Origin of the sequence: Labrys miyagiensis (assembly GCF_030160835.1) — a bacterium.
GTDB lineage: Bacteria > Pseudomonadota > Alphaproteobacteria > Rhizobiales > Labraceae > Labrys > Labrys miyagiensis.
The window spans coordinates 1-17633 of record NZ_BSPC01000031.1 but is presented as its reverse complement, the minus strand read 5'-3'; the positions used below and the strand labels follow the sequence as shown (position 1 = coordinate 17633).

The 17633-nt window shown below is 58.1% G+C and carries 22 protein-coding genes and 1 pseudogene; 10 read left to right on the top strand and 13 right to left on the bottom strand.

The features are described from left to right. Nucleotides 1–62: 62 nt before the first annotated feature. The 9 genes from QQL24_RS17965 to QQL24_RS17930 form a co-directional block, all read right to left on the bottom strand. Entirely contained in the window at nt 63–674 is a 612-nt protein-coding gene (locus QQL24_RS17965; RefSeq protein ID WP_284313669.1) for a hypothetical protein, read from the bottom strand. Nucleotides 675–786: 112 nt separating this feature from the next. Next, nucleotides 787–1017 (bottom strand): DUF982 domain-containing protein, encoded by a 231-nt coding sequence (locus QQL24_RS36680; RefSeq protein WP_431310707.1) that lies wholly within the window; start codon nt 1015–1017, stop codon nt 787–789. A 195-nt stretch (nt 1018–1212) separates the two neighbouring features. Then, nucleotides 1213–1560, bottom strand: a complete 348-nt coding sequence (locus QQL24_RS17960; protein ID WP_284313668.1) for a hypothetical protein — start codon at nt 1558–1560, stop codon at nt 1213–1215. Between the two features lie 57 nt (nt 1561–1617). Continuing rightward, entirely contained in the window at nt 1618–2073 is a 456-nt protein-coding gene (locus QQL24_RS17955) for an Hsp20 family protein (RefSeq protein ID WP_284313667.1), read from the bottom strand. A 176-nt stretch (nt 2074–2249) separates the two neighbouring features. Next, on the bottom strand, nt 2250–2684 hold the full coding sequence (locus QQL24_RS17950; RefSeq protein WP_284313666.1) for a hypothetical protein: 435 nt from the start codon (nt 2682–2684) through the stop codon (nt 2250–2252). A 112-nt stretch (nt 2685–2796) separates the two neighbouring features. Beyond that, nucleotides 2797–3027 carry a hypothetical protein gene (locus QQL24_RS17945; protein WP_284313665.1) on the bottom strand — a complete coding sequence of 77 codons (231 nt, stop codon included), beginning with the start codon at nt 3025–3027 and terminating at the stop codon, nt 2797–2799. A 167-nt stretch (nt 3028–3194) separates the two neighbouring features. Continuing rightward, the gene (locus tag QQL24_RS17940; RefSeq protein WP_284313664.1) at nt 3195–3641 is read right to left on the bottom strand and encodes a DUF982 domain-containing protein; all 447 of its coding nucleotides are present in this window, start codon (nt 3639–3641) and stop codon (nt 3195–3197) included. Between the two features lie 98 nt (nt 3642–3739). Continuing rightward, complete coding sequence (locus QQL24_RS17935; protein WP_284313663.1) at nt 3740–4249, bottom strand: Hsp20/alpha crystallin family protein; 510 nt, start codon at nt 4247–4249, stop codon at nt 3740–3742. A 97-nt stretch (nt 4250–4346) separates the two neighbouring features. Further along, nucleotides 4347–4823, bottom strand: coding sequence for an Hsp20 family protein (locus QQL24_RS17930; protein WP_284313662.1), 477 nt, complete (start codon nt 4821–4823; stop codon nt 4347–4349). A 416-nt stretch (nt 4824–5239) separates the two neighbouring features. On the opposite strand from QQL24_RS17930, the gene QQL24_RS17925 reads away from it, so the two are divergent. From QQL24_RS17925 to QQL24_RS17905, 5 genes and pseudogenes are all read left to right on the top strand, one after another. Continuing rightward, a complete protein-coding gene (locus QQL24_RS17925) occupies nt 5240–5554 on the top strand; it encodes a co-chaperone GroES (protein ID WP_284313661.1) in 315 nt (104 codons plus the stop codon). Between the two features lie 52 nt (nt 5555–5606). Continuing rightward, nucleotides 5607–7235, top strand: coding sequence for a chaperonin GroEL (gene groL / locus QQL24_RS17920; RefSeq protein ID WP_284313660.1), 1629 nt, complete (start codon nt 5607–5609; stop codon nt 7233–7235). A gap of 214 nt (nt 7236–7449) precedes the next feature. After that, complete coding sequence (locus tag QQL24_RS17915; RefSeq protein ID WP_284313659.1) at nt 7450–7812, top strand: helix-turn-helix domain-containing protein; 363 nt, start codon at nt 7450–7452, stop codon at nt 7810–7812. 78 nt (nt 7813–7890) lie between these two features. Further along, nucleotides 7891–8070, top strand: coding sequence for a hypothetical protein (locus QQL24_RS17910; protein WP_284313658.1), 180 nt, complete (start codon nt 7891–7893; stop codon nt 8068–8070). 672 nt (nt 8071–8742) lie between these two features. Next, nucleotides 8743–9806 (top strand): annotated as a pseudogene (locus QQL24_RS17905) (IS630 family transposase). Nucleotides 9807–10077: 271 nt separating this feature from the next. Here the strand turns inward: QQL24_RS17905 and QQL24_RS17900 are convergent. Next, nucleotides 10078–10323 carry a hypothetical protein gene (locus QQL24_RS17900; RefSeq protein WP_284313657.1) on the bottom strand — a complete coding sequence of 82 codons (246 nt, stop codon included), beginning with the start codon at nt 10321–10323 and terminating at the stop codon, nt 10078–10080. 628 nt (nt 10324–10951) lie between these two features. On the opposite strand from QQL24_RS17900, the gene QQL24_RS17895 reads away from it, so the two are divergent. Then, the gene (locus tag QQL24_RS17895; protein ID WP_284313656.1) at nt 10952–12187 is read left to right on the top strand and encodes a glycosyltransferase family 2 protein; all 1236 of its coding nucleotides are present in this window, start codon (nt 10952–10954) and stop codon (nt 12185–12187) included. On the opposite strand, the gene QQL24_RS17890 is transcribed toward QQL24_RS17895, so the two are convergent. The 3 genes from QQL24_RS17890 to QQL24_RS17880 all read right to left on the bottom strand — a co-directional run bounded on the left by QQL24_RS17890 (nt 12086) and on the right by QQL24_RS17880 (nt 14581). Beyond that, nucleotides 12086–12676, bottom strand: a complete 591-nt coding sequence (locus QQL24_RS17890) for an SAM-dependent methyltransferase (protein ID WP_284313655.1) — start codon at nt 12674–12676, stop codon at nt 12086–12088. The genes QQL24_RS17895 and QQL24_RS17890 overlap by 102 nt on opposite strands. 143 nt (nt 12677–12819) lie before the next feature. Next, nucleotides 12820–13410: a PIG-L deacetylase family protein gene (locus tag QQL24_RS17885; protein WP_284313654.1), complete on the bottom strand. Its 591-nt coding sequence runs from the start codon at nt 13408–13410 to the stop codon at nt 12820–12822. Continuing rightward, nucleotides 13400–14581: an acyl-CoA dehydrogenase family protein gene (locus QQL24_RS17880; RefSeq protein WP_284313653.1), complete on the bottom strand. Its 1182-nt coding sequence runs from the start codon at nt 14579–14581 to the stop codon at nt 13400–13402. Before QQL24_RS17880 ends, QQL24_RS17885 begins: the two co-directional genes overlap by 11 nt. A gap of 147 nt (nt 14582–14728) precedes the next feature. Between QQL24_RS17880 and QQL24_RS17875 the strand changes: the two genes are divergently transcribed. From QQL24_RS17875 to QQL24_RS17860, 4 genes are all read left to right on the top strand, one after another. Then, nucleotides 14729–14893: a hypothetical protein gene (locus tag QQL24_RS17875; RefSeq protein WP_284313652.1), complete on the top strand. Its 165-nt coding sequence runs from the start codon at nt 14729–14731 to the stop codon at nt 14891–14893. Between the two features lie 132 nt (nt 14894–15025). After that, on the top strand, nt 15026–16252 hold the full coding sequence (locus QQL24_RS17870; RefSeq protein WP_284313651.1) for an IS256 family transposase: 1227 nt from the start codon (nt 15026–15028) through the stop codon (nt 16250–16252). Between the two features lie 383 nt (nt 16253–16635). After that, nucleotides 16636–17172 (top strand): hypothetical protein, encoded by a 537-nt coding sequence (locus QQL24_RS17865; RefSeq protein ID WP_284313650.1) that lies wholly within the window; start codon nt 16636–16638, stop codon nt 17170–17172. A gap of 11 nt (nt 17173–17183) precedes the next feature. Further along, on the top strand, nt 17184–17588 hold the full coding sequence (locus QQL24_RS17860) for a phage holin family protein (RefSeq protein ID WP_284313649.1): 405 nt from the start codon (nt 17184–17186) through the stop codon (nt 17586–17588). The last annotated feature ends 45 nt before the right edge of the window (nt 17589–17633 follow it).

Genomic DNA, 17633 nt, shown 5'->3' with positions numbered 1-17633 from the left:
CAGAAATTAAGGAGGTCTCTGCTGGCCACCCTCCGATCAGCCGCACATTGACGCGAATGGCATCACGGCCCGGCTAAGCTCGTGGCGACGTTAAGCGACAATGCGGTGCGTCCGGATATCCAAAAGACGCCCGTGTAGTTGGCGCGACCGGTCAACGTGTTGGCTTCCGACGCTCCCATCTCGCGGTACACATAGGCGAGAAGACCGTTTCCTATATCCGACTTTTCCTGATTGGCGTGAAGGGCGCCACCGTTCCAATCGCTGGCGCTGTGAAAGCCAAGTCCACGGCCTTGGCGGCTTCCGTCAACAATGGATTGGGCGTTGAGGTAATAGCGCCGGACGCCTCCGACGAAAATAGCCGTACAGGCGCTCGCGCAAATGGCATGAGAAGCGTCGACTGCGGTCGCTAGTCCGGATGCCCTGATTGACTCGCTCATTTTGTACGCCGCATAGAGATTCCCACCAGGGCTATTCAGGTAGATGAGCTTGATCTTTTCTGGCTGACGCAACAACGCGTTCAGTCTGAAGTCATCTCCATCCTCGATCACCCCGCTAATGGTCGCAATAGTGCCAGACCGCTTGAAGCTCGCAGCCCGCGCACAGGTTGCAATCACGCCTGTTGTCAACGCGATACACAGCAAGGCCTTTATTCGGGTAGCACCGATCCTGGACATTTCCATCTCTCATGCGTTTCAGGCAATGCCGCTTCATTGTTACCAGCTACTACCGAAGTGACTAGGGGGACCAAATTTCGTTCTGATTCATTCAAGTGGATGTGCTACCGGACTACGGATTGTGACCCGACGGGCCGAAGTAGCCAGGCACCGGAAGAATGTGCTCAAAATCACGAACGACCAGAAGCCCTGCAGCCGACAGAGCGTCGACTAAAGCGCATCTGGCGGCTTCAACACTCGCGCGATCCAATATGGCTTTGCAGCAGGCATCCAAAGCACGATCATAAATATCGCCCCCGTCATCCGGCCAATGGCAACGCATCAACTCTAGCGCCTCAACAATGCCCGTAATCTCGATCGTCTACCCCCGCATCCTGCAGAACGCGCACCGGCTTGTCGAAACGGTGAGTGTCCATGATCCTGGTCCATTACAATTGCCACCGTCTGGCCACCTCTTGGAGTCGCACAGGACTTCCGAAGCAAAGCCCAGAAATTGCCAACGTTCGGGGCTCATTCGAAGGTGAAACACGCCCGCGTCTCATTGCGGGGAACGACTACCCTCATCCGAAGAATGCCGGCCATTCAGCGCACGGCGGCGACGTGCCGTCCGATCGTAGTGTGACCGACTGTTCGCTTGATCGCTGTCGAGGGCGCGCAATGCATCCATGATGTCATCGAACGGAACCACGTGGCCCTTTCGAATCTCTCGAAGACTTGGAATTGCCTCCAATGCGCAGGCATCCGAAGCCCATGCGGACAGGATCGCCCTCTTTTCATTGAGCGTCAGATCCGGATCGGCAACGACATCCTTGGGATGATCGAAAGCCGATCCGGGATGAAGAAGTTGGCAAAAATCAAAATCGGTTCGTGGTGCTCGCTTTTCCATGACACAATCCTCCGTGGTCGGGGAGGGGGCGGGGTAACGCCCCTCGAACCATAGCGTTCAAGCTGCCTTGGCCGCTTTACCATGACCGGCAGGTGCAGAGGAGCGAATCTCGACCCGGCGGGGCTTCATGACCTCAGGGATCCGATGCGCCAGATCGATGTGCAGCAAGCCATTTTCAAACTTTGCATGGTCGACCTCGACATAGTCGGCCAGATCGAAGCGGCGCTCGAAGGGTGCGACCGAGATCCCTTGGTAAATATACTCCGGGCCGTTCTTCGCTTCCGTATTGCGGCCAGTGACCGTCAATAGATTTTGCTGTGCGGTCACGGTTAAATCGTTGGGTTTGAAACCCGCGACCGCTAGGGTGATGCGGAAGCTGTCTTCGCCGGTCCGGATAATATCGTATGGGGGATGGCCTTCGATCGGTTCCTTGGAACCCGCATTCAGGAGATCGAACAGGCGATCGAAACCAATTGCCGATCGAGCAAAAGGCGTGAAGTCGTAAGTTCTCATAGCCACATCCTCGTGAAAGCAACATGGTTACAAGCAGGACGCCAGACGCCGCCTACGTCCGCAGCAGGCCCCAAAGGGCACCCGACGGGCAACGAGGTGGGAGGAATGGCAGCCATTTCAAGTGCCGGGGCAAAATAATTTTATCACCGCACGCGGCACCAGCAGGCGCGCTGCGCTCACTCATTCGCGCGCTGAAACGCTTGGAGGACCGCAGCCAGTCTCGCGCGAACCTCCGTGGTTGCCGCGGCCTGAACATTGGCGCCGGACTCTGAAGTTGCCCGGACGATGTATTGGTCATTCTTTGCCTGCAAGCCATCAACCTTCCACGTCGGGAGGCCCCATGCTCTCAGCTTTTCGACGGCATCGAGCGACGACGTTAGCATTGGAATAAAAACAGGTGTCTCCCCCTTCCCGGGGGCATTGTACAGCATGGTTATTGTCGACGTTGGATGAGCTCGGACATTGCTATATTTAACAAGCGCGTCGGGGATATACTGAAGGGCGACTGCAATTTGGCAATCCAACTTGGGATCACGTTTCTCGCCTTCCTTAACTCGCTGGATCAATTCCCCAAGTTTCATTCTATCAATCTGTGAACTTACGTCGGTCATCTTGCTCTTACCCTCCCCAAGGGGCTAGCGATATGGAAAGCGACGCCCTTCTTCAAAAAAGTCAGGGCGAACGCTAAGGCCTCGCCGATACTGCCCGACCTTAAAACCGGCGTTAGCGTTGCCGCCGATTGCTTTGACGCGCAGAAGCCCTTTCGAGCCGTGAAGCCGGAAACCACGGTTCTATTTTGCCGTCCGGGCGCCTCAAATCCACGTTCCCCTCCGGATCGTTGCCAGGACCGAAATGCAGGGCGATCACTTCGAAAGTTGTTTCGGCGTCAACCCTCTCTGAAAGTGATGAAACTGCGTCAGATTTGACGCGAACGACATCGCCAATGTTCACCATTTCATCCTCCTTCGTCAGTGCTATCTTAGAAAAAGGCTTGCGACCGAAGGTTCGCCGCCTAACATGCTCCTTCTCGCTTCGCTCAGGATGCTCCCTCCCGAGCCCAGGATTCCATTCAGCTTTTTTGCTACAAAGCATCGAGCCTTATAGGCATCACCTCTCGAATTTCACAGTGACGGCGGGTTTCCACCGTGCCGCTCGCGCATGCGACGAAGGGCTTTCCCCACTTCCGACATAGTTAGATTGCTTGAAAGCTCTTCGCGGCGTGCCGGAACCGCGCTGGCCTTTGTGTCGGCCGGAAACCAGACATATCCACTTTCCGGCTCTGGTCTGTCTCCATCCGCACAGGCGCAATTGCTGTTACCGAATTCGTCGAGGCTCGGCATTCCTGCTTCAGGTAGGGCCCTGGCGAAAGCACGGCGGCAGTCATCGGCACTCATCTGACCGAGGGCAGCGAGATAACATGCGTCGCGTGCGGCCAGGTAAGCCGGACCTCTTTCTTGCGGCCAGCAATGCAAGAGAAAATAGGAGGCCTCAGCAATATTACCGACCCGCTGCAGCAAGTTCGGGCGAAGCATGAAGACGACGGGCTGTTCAAATGACGCTTTGCTCATTGCCAGATTTGAACCAAGCTAAATCAAGAGCAAGTAGGCTCTTTCCTGTTTTATTTGCAGGGGCGGCGGACACGCCCATGCCACCGCCCCTGCACCACTCAGCTTTTTACCTCAATCCGTTTGATTTGAGCTTGCGCCTTCGCGGTCTTGGGTAGCGTGACGGTCAGCACGCCGTTTTTGAACCGTGCACTGACCTTGTCTGCCTCGACCTCAAGCCCGACAGGGATGCGCCGCTCGAACTGACCGTAGAATCGCTCGGAGAATTGTCGTTCTTTGTCCTCGGTTTCTGAGCGCTTCTCGCCCTTCAAAGTCAGCACGCCCTCGCTCAGCAATACTTCGACATCCTTTTCCGCCAGACCCGGCACCTCGGCCGAGACCTTGATCTCCTTGTCGTTGTCCGAGATCTCGACGCTCGGCCAGCCAGCTCCGGCAGAGGCAATCCTGCCAAAGGCCGGTAGCTTGGTGTCAAAGCCGCGGAAAACATCATCGAACAGCCTGTTTACCTCCCGATGTAGCGACAGGAACGGGTCCCGCTCCCCATTGCGGAAAAGGGTTGGAAGCTGATCGCCGTTGTTGCGGCCCCATGGAATCAGATCACGTACACTCATCATCTGTCTCCTTGTATTTACTCAGTTGACAAAAGTTTCTCCGCCGCGCCGGACATCTTCGTCTGGCGCCTTACCTGAGCGGCCGTGAAGAACAGCCTCAGGCTGCTTGCTTCCCGGTTTCGGCCTGGCTGGTTCCGGCCGTCGTCGAAGCATTGTCGGCCGCGATCTCAATGCGACGCGGTTTCATCTCTTCGGGAACCTCGCGCTTCAGATCGATCGTCAGCAGGCCTTTGTCGAGGTTTGCGCCGCCAACCTTAATATGATCGGCGAGCTCGAAACGCTGCGCGAAGGTGCGCCCGGCAATGCCGCGATGCAGGTACTGAGCTTGGTCCTCCCCAGTCTTCTGACCCGACACGACCATGACGTTGCGCTCCTGGGTGATGCCCAGTTCGTCATGCGAGAAACCTGCGACCGCCATGGTGATGCGGTAGTCGTCCTCGCCGGTTTTGGTTATGTCGTAGGGGGGCCAATTGTCGGCCGTCTCAAGACGGCTCGTGGCCTCGAGCGCGTTCAGCATCCGATCAAAGCCGATGCTCGACCGGAAAAACGGAGCAAAGTCGAGAGTGGTTCTCATAGCCACATCCTCCTTGTGAAGCAACATGGATACAAGTTAGGTCTTTCCCCGGACAAAGCACCGTCCGGGGAGAAATGCCGATCCCACAGGGCGACCGGCGATTACGATTTAGTCGACGCTGGCGGCATTTCAAGGGGTCTTGCAGGCCAATCATACATTCATCGATCGAGTCCCGGCCCTAGCCCGCTTATTGGCCTGATAAACACGGGGACACGTCCAATATATCCACGCAATCAAAGTCTTAGCACTCGTCGCGACAGACTGCTAAAAATTTTTGGCAGGCGTCTTGAAATCGAAAATGCCTTCAACCACGTGATTTTGCGCGTGATGCCCGCATGGGGTTGCGCGCCCTGTTCCGGTCGCCGGATCGGAGCGGAGGAGCATCTCAACATTGTTTGTCCCTGATGGAGAGCGATATGACGTTCCGTCCCTTGCATGACCGCGTTCTGGTCCGCCGCATCGAAGCGGACGAGAGAACAGCAGGCGGCATCATCATACCCGATACAGCCAAGGAGAAACCGCAGCAGGGCGAGGTCATCGCGATCGGCCCTGGCGCGCGGGATGAGACCGGCAAGCTGGTCGAACTCAACGTCCAGGTCGGTGACCGCATCCTGTTTGGCAAATGGTCGGGCACGGAAATCAAAATCGACGGTGAGGACCTGCTCATCATGAAGGAAAGCGATGTGCTCGGCGTGATCGAGAATGTCGGCACAGTGAAGAAGGCCGCCTGACGGCTTCTTCCCATCACAGTCTCAGATAGCTGCCTACCAAAGGAGAGATCCCATGGCTGCCAAGGAAGTCAAATTCCATTCAGACGCACGAGAGAAAATGCTGCGCGGTGTCGACATCCTCGCCAACGCCGTGAAGGTCACGCTCGGCCCGAAGGGGCGCAACGTCGTGATTGAGAAATCCTTCGGCGCGCCCCGCATCACCAAGGACGGCGTCACCGTCGCCAAGGAAATCGAACTGGAAGACAAGTTCGAGAACATGGGCGCCCAGATGGTCCGCGAAGTCGCCTCCAGGACCAGTGACTTGGCCGGCGACGGCACGACCACGGCCACCGTGCTCGCCCAGGCCATCGTAAAGGAGGGTGCCAAGGCCGTGGCATCCGGCATCAACCCCATGGACCTGAAGCGAGGTATCGACAAGGCGGTTGATGCCGTAGTGCAGGAACTGCGCAGCAATGCGCGCAAGGTCACCAGGAATGACGAAATCGCCCAGGTTGGCACGATCTCGGCCAATGGCGACGCCGAAATTGGCCGCTTCCTGGCCGAGGCCATGCAAAAGGTCGGCAACGAGGGTGTGATCACGGTCGAGGAGGCCAAGACCGCCGAGACCGAGCTCGAGATCGTCGAGGGCATGCAGTTCGACCGCGGCTACCTTTCCCCCTATTTCATCACCAACCAGGAGAAGATGCGCGTCGAGCTCGAGGAACCCTACGTGCTCATCCATGAAAAGAAGCTGGGCAACCTTCAAGCCATGCTCCCCATCCTGGAAGCGGTGGTGCAGTCCGGCAAGCCGCTCCTCATCATCGCAGAGGATGTCGAGGGCGAGGCTCTGGCGACACTGGTGGTCAACCGGCTGCGCGGCGGTCTGAAGGTCGCGGCGGTCAAGGCTCCTGGCTTCGGCGACCGGCGCAAGGCGATGCTGGAGGATATCGCCATCCTCACCGCTGGCACAGTTATCAGTGAGGATCTCGGCATCAAGTTGGAGACGGTCACCCTTGATATGCTTGGTCGGGCCAAGAAGGTGGTGATCGAGAAGGAGAACACCACCATCGTCGACGGCGCAGGCGCACGGAAGGACATTGACGGCCGGATTGCCCAGATCAGGGCGCAGATCGAGGAAACCACTTCCGATTACGATCGCGAAAAGCTCCAGGAGCGTCTGGCCAAGCTCGCCGGCGGCGTTGCGGTGATCCGCGTCGGCGGCGCCACTGAGGTCGAAGTGAAGGAACGCAAGGACCGCGTGGACGATGCCATGCATGCCACTCGGGCCGCAGTCGAGGAAGGAATCCTTCCAGGCGGTGGCGTTGCCCTGCTGCGAGCCGCCAAGGTCCTGGAAACGCTTGCCCCCGACAATCCGGACCAGAAGTTTGGCATTGATATCGTCCGCCGGGCGGTCGAGGCGCCTGCTCGGCAGATCGCCGAGAACTCCGGCTGGGAAGGTTCACTCATTGTCGGCAAGCTGCGAGAAATCTCAGACTATGCACATGGCTGGAACGCCCAGACAGGGGAATATGGCAACCTCTTCGACCAAGGGGTGATCGACCCTGCCAAGGTTGTGCGCACAGCTCTGCAGGACGCGGCCTCGGTCGCCGGCCTTCTTGTGACAACGGAGGCGATGGTGGCCGAAAAACCGAAGAAAGAGACGAGCCCGGCCATGCCTTCCGGCGGTGGCATGGACTTCTGATCGACAAGCAGAATGCCACTCCCATTTAGGGAATGGCATGTAACCTCGGCGTGCTCCGTTGAGGTGTTACGCGCCCGGAAATAAAGTTGGATTGGTGCGAAAGTTTTTGCAACTTAGAGCCCTTTCCCCGAAAGACGTGACACTTCAACGGGATCTTTAAATAACTTCAAATAAGGAGAGCTATTGCGGCAAGAACGGCCGCGGGTAGGTTGGCATGAAAGATAAACACTTTAAGTCAGCGGATCCAGATAAACGCGATTTGACGGTGACGTGCAGCCCGTACTATCGGCGCCGCGCCGACACGCAACGGGCCTTGAAGGGACACCCTCCCAATACCGAAAAAGCCATCGACGCCGGGACGCACAATACCACGATGGCCGCGCTCGCGACCTGGCGGGAATTGGAAGGCTTGAGCATTGAAGAGCTGGCGGAAAAGGCGCAAGTTCCAGTACCTCAGGTTAGAAGCATTGAGGCAGGCAGCCTAGAAGCACCTCTTGTGACATACCTGAAGCTGGCAAAGGCACTCAGAATTAGTGTCGAGAAAATCGTCGGTTCCAGCAAAATGCGGATCTCCTAGAGATTTTAATCATGTTCTTCGGGCTCTAGTGCCGTTGTGTTATGCAGCTATCCCGTCTCATCTTCATGAGCCCGCCTCATGAGCCTCGGCGACGACATCCTCAACCTCATCCGCAACGCCGACCTGGTTGTGGAGACGGTGCCTACCGAGAGCGACATCGAAGCTCCCGTGGCGGTGCTCGGTGCCTATGTGGATCAGGTGCCCAAGGCGAGGTCCAGGTTGACCAGACACCGGCCGGGTCGACGAGCAAATGGATGAGGCGCTGGCCTTGGAAGACGTGCTCGAAGGCAACAGCCGCGAGGCTGCTTCCGCCATCCAGACCCGCGTGATTGCCAGTTCGATACTCGCGTCGCCTTCGAGAAGGCGGGTGTGGCGTTCACCTTCGAGACCGCCAAGGGTGCGGTCAGCCTCCATTATGCTGGGGGCCTCGACTTTGCAGCGAAGAAAGTCCGGGTCTCCCACACGGTCGCGCCGACCCAGAGCTCCTCGCCGATGCAGAGGATGTCGTCAAAGCCATCAGGTCGGGCAAGTGCCCGATCTACGAGCTCATCAGCTCGCCGCTCGCCAAGCAGTTGGAACTTGCCTACGCTGCCTAGGGTTTAGCCTCAGTTGATATCCTCTGTGAAACTCGGGGCGCTTCGGCGCCCCCTTCCTTTTGACCAGGTGAAAGCGATGGGGCAGGGGAGGGTTGCCTTGGCTCGGCCGAGGCGACGTTTGTGAGGATTCCAGATACGGCCACGTTCCGTGGGACCCGCAGAGACGGCTTTGGCGCTGTTCGGCTTTGATGGTCGGCGGCGCTTCGTGGCGACCCCAACCTCTCATCGCACCTTGATCGCTATCGCGAATAATACCAAAGGCCTCGATTTCTGACTCAGGGGGATTCCGCAAATCATGATGATCTGATTCCATGGCGTTGGGAGGTCCTACGCCATGCCCTCAGCAGTGAAGCTACGATCGGATTACACGCCGGCTGAGCTCCGGCGGCTTGCGGCCAGTGGCAAGCATGCCAATCAGAGCCGCCGACTACTGTCGCTGGCAGCCGTGTTGGAAGGACGCAGCCGCGAGGAGGCGGCGCGGATTGGCGGCATGGACCGGCAAACGCTGCGCGACTGGGTTCACCAATTCAACGAGCACGGTCCGGATGGCCTCCAGGACCATTGGTACAAGGGCCCCTCGTGCCGTCTGAGTGCTGAGCAGTTGTCGGAACTGGCTGATATCGTGGAGACGGGACCAGATCGGGCCAAGGATGGCGTAGTACGCTGGCGCCGGGTCGATTTGAAGCGTGTGATCGAGGAACGTTTTGGCATCAGTTATCATGAGCGCACGATAGGCAAGATCCTCAAGCAGATCGGCTTTTCCCATATCAGCGCCCGTCCGCGTCACCCCGGCCAGAAGGCCGAAACGATCGCGGCGTTTAAAAAAACTTCGAGGCCACGCTGAACGCGAATCTGGCGCATCTTCCCAAGTACAAACCGATCGAGATCTGGTTCCAGGACGAGGCGCGGATCGGCCAGAAGAACGGACTTGTGCGCCAATGGGCGCGCTGCGGTACCAGGCCATGCCAGCCGGCGGATCAGCGTTATCAGAGTGCCTATCTGTTTGGTGCCGTCTGCCCGGCTCGTGGTGTCGGCGCCGGCCTGGCCATGCCCTATGCCGACACGCCAGCCATGCAGGAGCACCTCGACGAGATCAGTTGCATGGTCGCCAAGGGCGCCCATGCCGCCCTCATCCTCGACCGAGCGGGATGGCATACAACGGACAAGCTAACGCTCCCTGCCAATATCACTCTGATCTTGTTGCCTTCCCGCTCCCCGGAGTTGAACCCCGTCGAGAATGTCTGGCAGTACCTCAGAACAAACTGACTCTCCAATCGAGTCTTCGAGACCTATGAGGACATTATCGACGCTGCATGCGACGCCTGGAATAAGCTCACGGCATTACCCAATGTAATTACTTCAATCGGAACCCGCGATTGGGCTCACATCGGTCGATAATTAGGGCCTTTGGTATAAGCCAGCATTTACGTGCTTCCGAGAGGTCTAATGCGCCGCTACGCCCCGGGCCGAGCACTGGAACCCTCGGGTCTGCCTCGCCCTCCTCGTGGGTGTCATCCCCATTTCACCTGCCTTTGCGTTGGTTTCCCGAATTAGCGTCGCCATCGGTCTCACATCGTCCACGTGTCGCCCAATGCCGCGGGGGTGTTGGGGATCTTCGAGCGCACCGCTCTCCCATGACGGTCAGCCCCGCCGAAGCGGGGCTGAAAACTCACATAGTACCCTTGGTTTTGCACTTATGTTTCGCCGTGGGCTTACAGGCGGTGCCAGTCTTTATCTTCATGCCGTGGCCCTTCATGGCACCCGCCTGGCCGCTATTGTCGCCCGTGTTCCTTGTGGCGTCGCCCGGCGATGCCGACGGCGTCCCGGACGGAGCGTTCGTCGTCTGCGCAAAAGCTGCCACGGGAACGGCGATGAGCAACGCGGCTAGTGCCGTCGTAACGGTTTTTCCAAACATGAGTCGTTCCTTTCCTTGAGCGGTTATAGCCCGCCGTCTGAAACCTCAACGCTACGGCCAATGTTCCGAGGGTGCTCCATCGTCAGACAAGCGCAGGCTCCGCCAAGCCATTGCCGACCAGAGCCATGCATCGCCGTGCATATTTATGGACGCAATAAGCCATAGTAATGTCTAGATTAGCCAATCCCATCTCATATCGCCGCGTTCTATTATATTCGTGCGAGCAATAAACAATAGCGCGTGACGCAAATATTTAACTCTTCCTTCCAGAACATCGCAATCACCCTCGCCAACGCTTGCATATTCAACGAAGGCACAGCTCACCATGAAAGGAGATCCCACGTACGCCTCGAGGGCGCTTGGTCGAAGGACCAGACGTCACGCTTCGCACGCGTTCAACGAAGTCGCGCTCCTGCTTTTCTGTGTAAAGGACCGGGGCAGAATAGGCTAACCCCAGGCTCGCGGTGTGGGCTTGCGCGCTGGACCCGTGCTGAAGCGCGTTTTGACTGCTTTGCTCCTTGGACAAACTGCCAGATGCAAGTCTCGTGGAACGTCCGTTCGAGCTGGACGTTTACACCCAAGCATTAATCCTAAGTCTTCCATCTCGAAGTACCGGTTCTAGGAAACGATGAATAACGTCCGAAGCTCCTCTTTTGTCGTATCTGCATCTTCCTCTAGGGAGAAATTTGGAGCGCTGTCGACAATCATTGCGATACCAGCCTGCGACGAGGAAGATCGGATTTCGGATTGCTTCGCCGCGCTTTCTATCCAACGGGACACAGCAGGTCGACGTATCCCGCCCGACGCGTATCGAGTGTTGCTATTTGCCAACAATTGCCGCGATGAAACCGCAGAAAAAGCCCGCCAAGTGGCGGCCAACATGTCGCTCCACGTCGACGTGTTGGAGGCCAGCTCGACCGACCTGTGTTCTGCGGCTGGCCTTGCCCGCAAAATCGCCATGGATCGTGCGGCTGACCGGCTCGAGCGCGAGGGATTGACCAACGGCATGATCTTGACGACCGATGCGGATAGCGTGGTCGCTCCGACTTGGCTGGCAACGACCTGGCGGGAGTTCGCGCTTGGGGCCGATTGCGTCGCCGGTTACATCGACGCGAACCCTGGCGAATTCAGTGGATTGGGCATGGACTTCCGACACCGCGGCTTCCTCGAAGAACACTATCACGCAGTTGTCGCCGAAATCTTTGCCCTTCTGGATCCGCGCCCCCATGACCCCTGGCCAAACCATCAAGTGAGTTCGGGCGCCAGTCTTGCCATTACCTTGCAGATGTACCGGATGATCGGAGGCCTCCCGAGCCGACCAACTGGAGAGGATTCGGCACTTGCACTTGCGGTGGAGTGCGCCGGCGGAAAGGTTCGCCACTCGATGGACGTCTGTGTCTCGACCTCTTGTCGGTTAGACGGGAGAGCCGCCGGCGGGGCTGCCGACGCGATGAAACTGCGCCACGCGGTTGTCGATACTCAATGCGACGACGAATTAGAATCGGCCTTCACCATCACAAGAAAGGCGTGGATTAAAGGCCACCTACGCCGGGCGAGCGAAATCGGATTTATGGAAGAATCCGCCATCTTAAGGGGCCTGGACCTGCCCAGCGGGGAAATGGCGGCACTACTCAGAACTCTTCAGCAGGGGTGCTTCGAGATTTTCTGGCAGCAACTGTGCGCCGTAAATTCATCGCTGCAGTATCGCAATCCGCTTCGACCCTCCATGCTGCCCGCTGAAATCGCGCGAGCGGAAGCCTTGCTACAATTCCTTCGCGCACAGCCGTATCCGCTCGAGGCGATAGACTTCTTCATGGAGGATGGCGTGACTTTCGAGGCAAGGCTGCATAGCCTTCACGAATAGCTTGCTGGCGTAGTCGCCACTCAGGGGATAGTCAGTCGGGCCAAGCCAATGGCACAGAACGATGTCCGCCTCGCTCGCAGTCGAGTGGCAGCACCATGTCGCCAAGGATAGCAAGTCCTCCTTATCGAGGTAATACAAGACCTCAGAGAGCACGATCAGGTCAAACGGGCCAAGCGGGAGGTTGTTTGGCGCACCGCCTACGCTAAATCTTATGTTGCGAACTGCGCTGCATGTCGTCATCGCTTTAGCTATTGCCGACGGTGAAAGGTCGATTGCATTCAAAGTCTTGCATCGAGTTGCGAGACGCGCCGTGAGAACCCCAATGGAGCAACCGACCTCAAGCGCGTTCGCATAAAGCGGGCGCTGCAAGGCGTCTAGCGTTGCCTGATACTTCCTGTGCTCATAGTCGCTTGTCGCAAAATTCCAAGGATCGGGATTTGCGCGGTACAGCGTTTCGAAATAATCTATGCCGAGGGACTGCTTGGTCATGCCGGGCTCCGGATGAAATACTCAGTGGGCCGATGAAAGCGCGCGAGCTTTTCCGTGCTGAACATGAAACCGTCGGGGTCATCATCGATGAGAAGGGTTACCTGCGAAGCGTGACAGGCAATCGCCGCACGCTTCTTTTCGAGTCACGGCGTGATATCGAACTTGAAACCCTCTGGCCCGGGGCGATCGATGCGTTTCGTTCCCGGCAAGTACCATCCCCAGATCGGATAGTGCCACACGATCAAATTCGGCTTTGACTTATTGACTTCCCCTGCCATCCGAGCCGCCGCAAAGTGATCGCAATGGGGATCCTTGTCCCAGGTCACGACAAGAGCAGTGGAGGCATTTCGCTCGATTGCGTGTTCAAGCTCGGCGACAACATGGTTGAACTGGTGACCCGTCGTCGGCGCCCGGGTATCCGCTTGATCAAGATGGCTGATCTCCTCCGGGGGGAGACCTAGCGCTATGAGGCCATTTCGGCACTCCTCCCGCCTTAATTTGATCAATCGATGTCTTGGGTAGAGCCTGGAATGGGGATGGGATCCGGCGCCGTCGGTTAGGACGACGACATTCACCGAAACTCCCGCGTCCAGACATGCAGCAATCAGGCCGCCGGCCCCCAGCGCCTCATCGTCTGGGTGGGGCGCTAAGACAGTCATGCCGCCGCCTCCGAGCATTTCGAGGCCGGCAAAGGGCAATGCTTCGATTTTGTTGAGATAAGAACTAGCCCTCATCGAGATCCCACATGTCCTTGATAGATCCTGCGTCCGCGAGCGCAAAGCGGGCGGCCTCAGCCATGGCAAGATCGGGAACAGGCTGCCTCAGATAGGTGCTGAGGTCTCGTGCCACGCGTTCGATTGGGTTAGCTCGCATGAAAGCCGATAGACCAGCACCGCGCTGGACCGCCTCCATGACGTCCAATGCAGAGCGCTCGGTCACACCACGCGCAAGATTCGATAACGCCACCGACTTTTCCGCTTCCTCCGATCTAAGAGCCAGTTGACGCGCCGCGGCCTTAATCCAATAGGCCGCGCTGCCGGCTGCCGAGACACATGTTGCGATGCGCTGTAGCTGGTAGGGATCGTTGTCGCGTTGACGCTGGCGAAGTTGTTCGCGGTAGAGTTCAACAAGGTGTTCGGCCCCTCCTAAATGGACCGCACAAAAACGCCAGGCTCCGCCCGAAAAATGGGGCTGACGCATGAAGTCGCCCGGTCTACCTATCAGACGGGAATCAGACACCAGGAGACCGGATAGATCGACTGAGCCCGTCGCACTTGAACGCATGCCAAGGGGGGTCCACCCAGAAAGATCTGTTCGCTCGCCCGGCTTAAGGTCGAGCAGGATCAGACGCTGGCCTGCCTCGCTGCCGGCGGTAACCAAAGGTCTTGTGATTAAGCCAGCGCCGGAGGCTAGGATCTTGCCTCCCTCTAGAAGCCAACCTTTTGCAACTTGCCTCACTTGAAGCGGATTGGCGCCGTCCGCTCCCCATACACCTGTCAACGCCCCGCCTTGGATCGCGTTTGCTAGCTTTTTGAACTGGGCGTCGGTGCCATACCGATGCACTAGGTCGATGGCATTGGCATGTCCTTCAAACAGACGGCCGACCGATAGATCCGCTGCGCCAAACGTCCGAAGGGTGTCAAACAGAGCTGACCATTCGCTTGTTTCGATTAGCCCTATCCCGCCAAACCCCGTTGGCAAGGGAGCAGCCGCCACTCCAAGCGCGTGAAACGCCTCAACGACGCTCGGGTGTACGATAGACTGTTCGTCCGCCTCGCCGGCTCGCTTCTCACAAAGGGCGGCAAAGGCCGATAGGCGGGATTGCCAGCTATTGATTTCGTCCGGAAGACCAATCCGGGGCGCACCAACGTTTCGTCGTGAGGCCTGAATAAGGCTTGCGCTCATGGAACTTATCTCTCATTCGCCGCTACCAAGTCTGCAACCTGCGAATTCCTGGGATCGTTCCGTCTCGCCCCATCCTCCGTGAAATCTTGCCGAGGGTGCCTTCTACCCGCTTTCGAGGACGCTCGGAATCGCAGGAACAAAGGGACCATGGATACCCGCGCCTTCGCAAGCGCGATGGGAGGACTGCTCAGCAACGATACCCGTCGCGAGGCCATGCGGGAGCGGGCCTACGGGTTGACTGATGCCGCTGTTGTGTTGTCGTCGGAACTTTTTTGCCGCCTCTATTGGGTCATGTCCCTGGGAGTGGTGTAGCTGGACAGAGCAAGGCCGTTCGCTCGCGCGCCCTCAATAGCGCCGTAGCGAGCGAACGGGCTTGCGGGCGGTCATTGGCGATTTTCCGGTTAGGGTTGGTTTGCTGACACAAACCTGACCGAGGAACCACCAATGACCGACGAGATGATGCAGCTTCGCGCGCTTGTTGAGAAGAACCCCGACGCGGATATTCTGCGGGAGATGATCGGCTTCACGGCCCAGCGGCTAATGGAGCTCGAGGTCGGCGCTTTGACGGGCGCGGCCCATGGCGAGAGGAGTGCTGATCGACTAGCCCAGCGCAACGGTTACCGAGATCGCGACTGGGAGACGCGGGTGGGTACGGTTGAGTTGCGCATCCCCAAGCTACGCAAGGGCTCCTACTTCCCTGGTTTTCTTGAACCGCGGCGTATGGCCGAGAAGGCGCTGACAGCGGTGATCCAGGAAGCCTACATCCAGGGCATCTCGACCCGTTCGGTCGATGAACTGGTCAAATCCATGGGTATGAGCGGCATCTCCAAGAGCCAGGTGTCGCGACTGTGTGAAGAGATTGACGAACGCGTCGAAGCCTTCCTGGAGCGCCCGCTCGAAGGTGAATGGCCTTATCTTTGGATTGATGCCACCTACCTCAAGGTACGCCAGGCTGGACGCGTCGTCAGCATCGCCGTCACCATCGCGGTTGCCTCGCGACAAACGCTTTGCGTTTGCGCGGACAACACCGACGGGCGGCGCGAGGTGCTTGGTATCGATATTGGCTTGTCGGAAGCCGAGACTTTCTGGACGGCCTTCCTGCGAAAGCTCTCGCGGCGGGGCCTGCGTGGTGTCAAGCTGGTGATCTCCGATGCCCATGAAGGCATCAAGGCCGCCACGGCCAAGGTGTTCAGCGCATCCTGGCAGCGTTGTACCGTGCACTTCATGCGCAATATCGCCGCCCATGCCGGTAGGAAGGGCAAGCGCGTCGTCGCGGCCCTGATCGCCACCGCCTTCGCCCAGCCGGACGCCAAAGCCGCCAAGACCCAGTTCCGCGCCGTTGCAGACCAGATCAGGCCCAAGGTGCCAAAGCTCGCCGAACTCATGGATGAGGCAGAGACCGACGTCCTGGCCTATATGGACTTCCCACCGCAGCACTGGGCCAAGCTGCATTCCTCCAACCCAATCGAGCGGCCCATCGGCGAGATCAAGCGCAGGACCAATGTCGTCGGCATCTTCCCCACCGAGCAGGCAATCCGCCGTCTCGTTGGGGCCATCTTGCTGGAACAAAACGATGAATGGGCGGTTCAGCGTGCTCGCTATATGACACTGGAAACCATCGCACCTTTAGGCGATGATCCTCTCGCTAGCTTGACCGCTCTGGCAAGCTAATCAAACCGCCGACCCCTGCCAAAAAACGCGGTGACGCCCAAAAGCTACACCACCCTGCGGGACACGATCCCTCTATTGTTCTGCGGCCGAGTCAATCAATCGTTCATCGCGGTGCTTGCAGCATTCTCATCCAATGCAGAAAGAAGAGGAGGGCGCTCGAGCCTCTTTAGTCAGCTCCAGGGGCAGAGGGTGTTGAATTGCAAAGGGCACCGGACCGGGTCTTCGGCGGGAAAATCTAGCCTTAGGAGCCGGAGATTCTTTCAAAATTGCGAAACCGTGGCCTGCCGATAGCGCAGTGGAACTATGCGTTGCTCCGACGTGTTGCTGCGCATCCAATCCAATCTGGAACTGTCGTTCGTACGTACCCAACAAGGAGCAAATCAATGAATAGCGATCAATCCACGACTCCCTATAGCGGCAACGAGTCCCCATACGTTAATCCCAATCCCGATCCGACCGGGGCATCATCGGACCCGATGGTTCACACGAAGCAGGCCGGCGCCAAGCTGAGAGATACCACCAGCACCGCCCTCGAGGACGCCCAGAATCTGGCGTCCACGGCCGCAGAGGAAGGCAAGGCCTACGCCGGCGCAGTCGCATCTGATGCCTCCGCGGTATTCAAGGAAGCCGTCGAGAGCAACAAGACCGCAGGCGCCGACGCGGTCGTTAATCTCGCACGATCGGCAAAAGATGCGGCTGATGGGATCGAAGGAACATCCCCTCAGATTGCGAAGATCGTTCGTAGCGCGGCCGAGGGCGTCGAAAAGATTTCGACCGACATTCGCGATCGCAACGTGGGTGAGCTTTTTGATACCGTTTCCGACTTTGCGAAGCGTCAGCCAGCCGCATTTTTTGGCTGCGGTCTTGTCGCGGGGATCGTTCTGTCGCGATTAATGCGCGCTTCGAGTCGGACAGCATAGGCACCAATAAAATGGAGAACGACCCGAACGTCTCTTTTGTTCGGCTCCTGGAAGTCGCACGGGCCGAGCTGGGCAGCCAACTCGGCCAGGAGGCTCAACTGCTCCAAGCCGAAGTTAAAGCCAAAACATCCACCATATTGTCTGCGAGCCTGTTGGGAATTGTCGGGGGCATCATTCTGCTGCTGAGTATGGCGGTAGCGCTTGCCGCCCTTGTCCTATTTATCATCTCCCTAGGCATTACGCCGGCGCTCGCTGCGCTGATCGTGTCCGTCGCCCTTGGAATCGGTGCTCTGACATGTCTCCTGGCGGCAAGGACTCGCATGAAAAACTGGACGCCCGTCCCCCTCCGCACAGTTCAAGCACTGCGCGAAGACTTTGCTGCTTTGAAAAAGGCTGTCGCACACGTCTCCTCATGAGCTCGAAATGCGGGAACTCGAAGATCGCTTGTTCAGCAATCGAGG

Coding starts and splice junctions, on each gene's coding strand:
- QQL24_RS17965 (WP_284313669.1), bottom strand. CDS start 674: ATGTCCAGGATCGGTGCTACCCGAATAAAGGCCTTGCTGTGTATCGCG.
- QQL24_RS17960 (WP_284313668.1), bottom strand. CDS start 1,560: ATGGAAAAGCGAGCACCACGAACCGATTTTGATTTTTGCCAACTTCTT.
- QQL24_RS17955 (WP_284313667.1), bottom strand. CDS start 2,073: ATGAGAACTTACGACTTCACGCCTTTTGCTCGATCGGCAATTGGTTTC.
- QQL24_RS17950 (WP_284313666.1), bottom strand. CDS start 2,684: ATGACCGACGTAAGTTCACAGATTGATAGAATGAAACTTGGGGAATTG.
- QQL24_RS17945 (WP_284313665.1), bottom strand. CDS start 3,027: ATGGTGAACATTGGCGATGTCGTTCGCGTCAAATCTGACGCAGTTTCA.
- QQL24_RS17940 (WP_284313664.1), bottom strand. CDS start 3,641: ATGAGCAAAGCGTCATTTGAACAGCCCGTCGTCTTCATGCTTCGCCCG.
- QQL24_RS17935 (WP_284313663.1), bottom strand. CDS start 4,249: ATGAGTGTACGTGATCTGATTCCATGGGGCCGCAACAACGGCGATCAG.
- QQL24_RS17930 (WP_284313662.1), bottom strand. CDS start 4,823: ATGAGAACCACTCTCGACTTTGCTCCGTTTTTCCGGTCGAGCATCGGC.
- QQL24_RS17925 (WP_284313661.1), top strand. CDS start 5,240: ATGACGTTCCGTCCCTTGCATGACCGCGTTCTGGTCCGCCGCATCGAA.
- groL (WP_284313660.1), top strand. CDS start 5,607: ATGGCTGCCAAGGAAGTCAAATTCCATTCAGACGCACGAGAGAAAATG.
- QQL24_RS17915 (WP_284313659.1), top strand. CDS start 7,450: ATGAAAGATAAACACTTTAAGTCAGCGGATCCAGATAAACGCGATTTG.
- QQL24_RS17910 (WP_284313658.1), top strand. CDS start 7,891: ATGAGCCTCGGCGACGACATCCTCAACCTCATCCGCAACGCCGACCTG.
- QQL24_RS17900 (WP_284313657.1), bottom strand. CDS start 10,323: ATGTTTGGAAAAACCGTTACGACGGCACTAGCCGCGTTGCTCATCGCC.
- QQL24_RS17895 (WP_284313656.1), top strand. CDS start 10,952: ATGAATAACGTCCGAAGCTCCTCTTTTGTCGTATCTGCATCTTCCTCT.
- QQL24_RS17890 (WP_284313655.1), bottom strand. CDS start 12,676: ATGACCAAGCAGTCCCTCGGCATAGATTATTTCGAAACGCTGTACCGC.
- QQL24_RS17885 (WP_284313654.1), bottom strand. CDS start 13,410: ATGAGGGCTAGTTCTTATCTCAACAAAATCGAAGCATTGCCCTTTGCC.
- QQL24_RS17880 (WP_284313653.1), bottom strand. CDS start 14,581: ATGAGCGCAAGCCTTATTCAGGCCTCACGACGAAACGTTGGTGCGCCC.
- QQL24_RS17875 (WP_284313652.1), top strand. CDS start 14,729: ATGGATACCCGCGCCTTCGCAAGCGCGATGGGAGGACTGCTCAGCAAC.
- QQL24_RS17870 (WP_284313651.1), top strand. CDS start 15,026: ATGACCGACGAGATGATGCAGCTTCGCGCGCTTGTTGAGAAGAACCCC.
- QQL24_RS17865 (WP_284313650.1), top strand. CDS start 16,636: ATGAATAGCGATCAATCCACGACTCCCTATAGCGGCAACGAGTCCCCA.
- QQL24_RS17860 (WP_284313649.1), top strand. CDS start 17,184: ATGGAGAACGACCCGAACGTCTCTTTTGTTCGGCTCCTGGAAGTCGCA.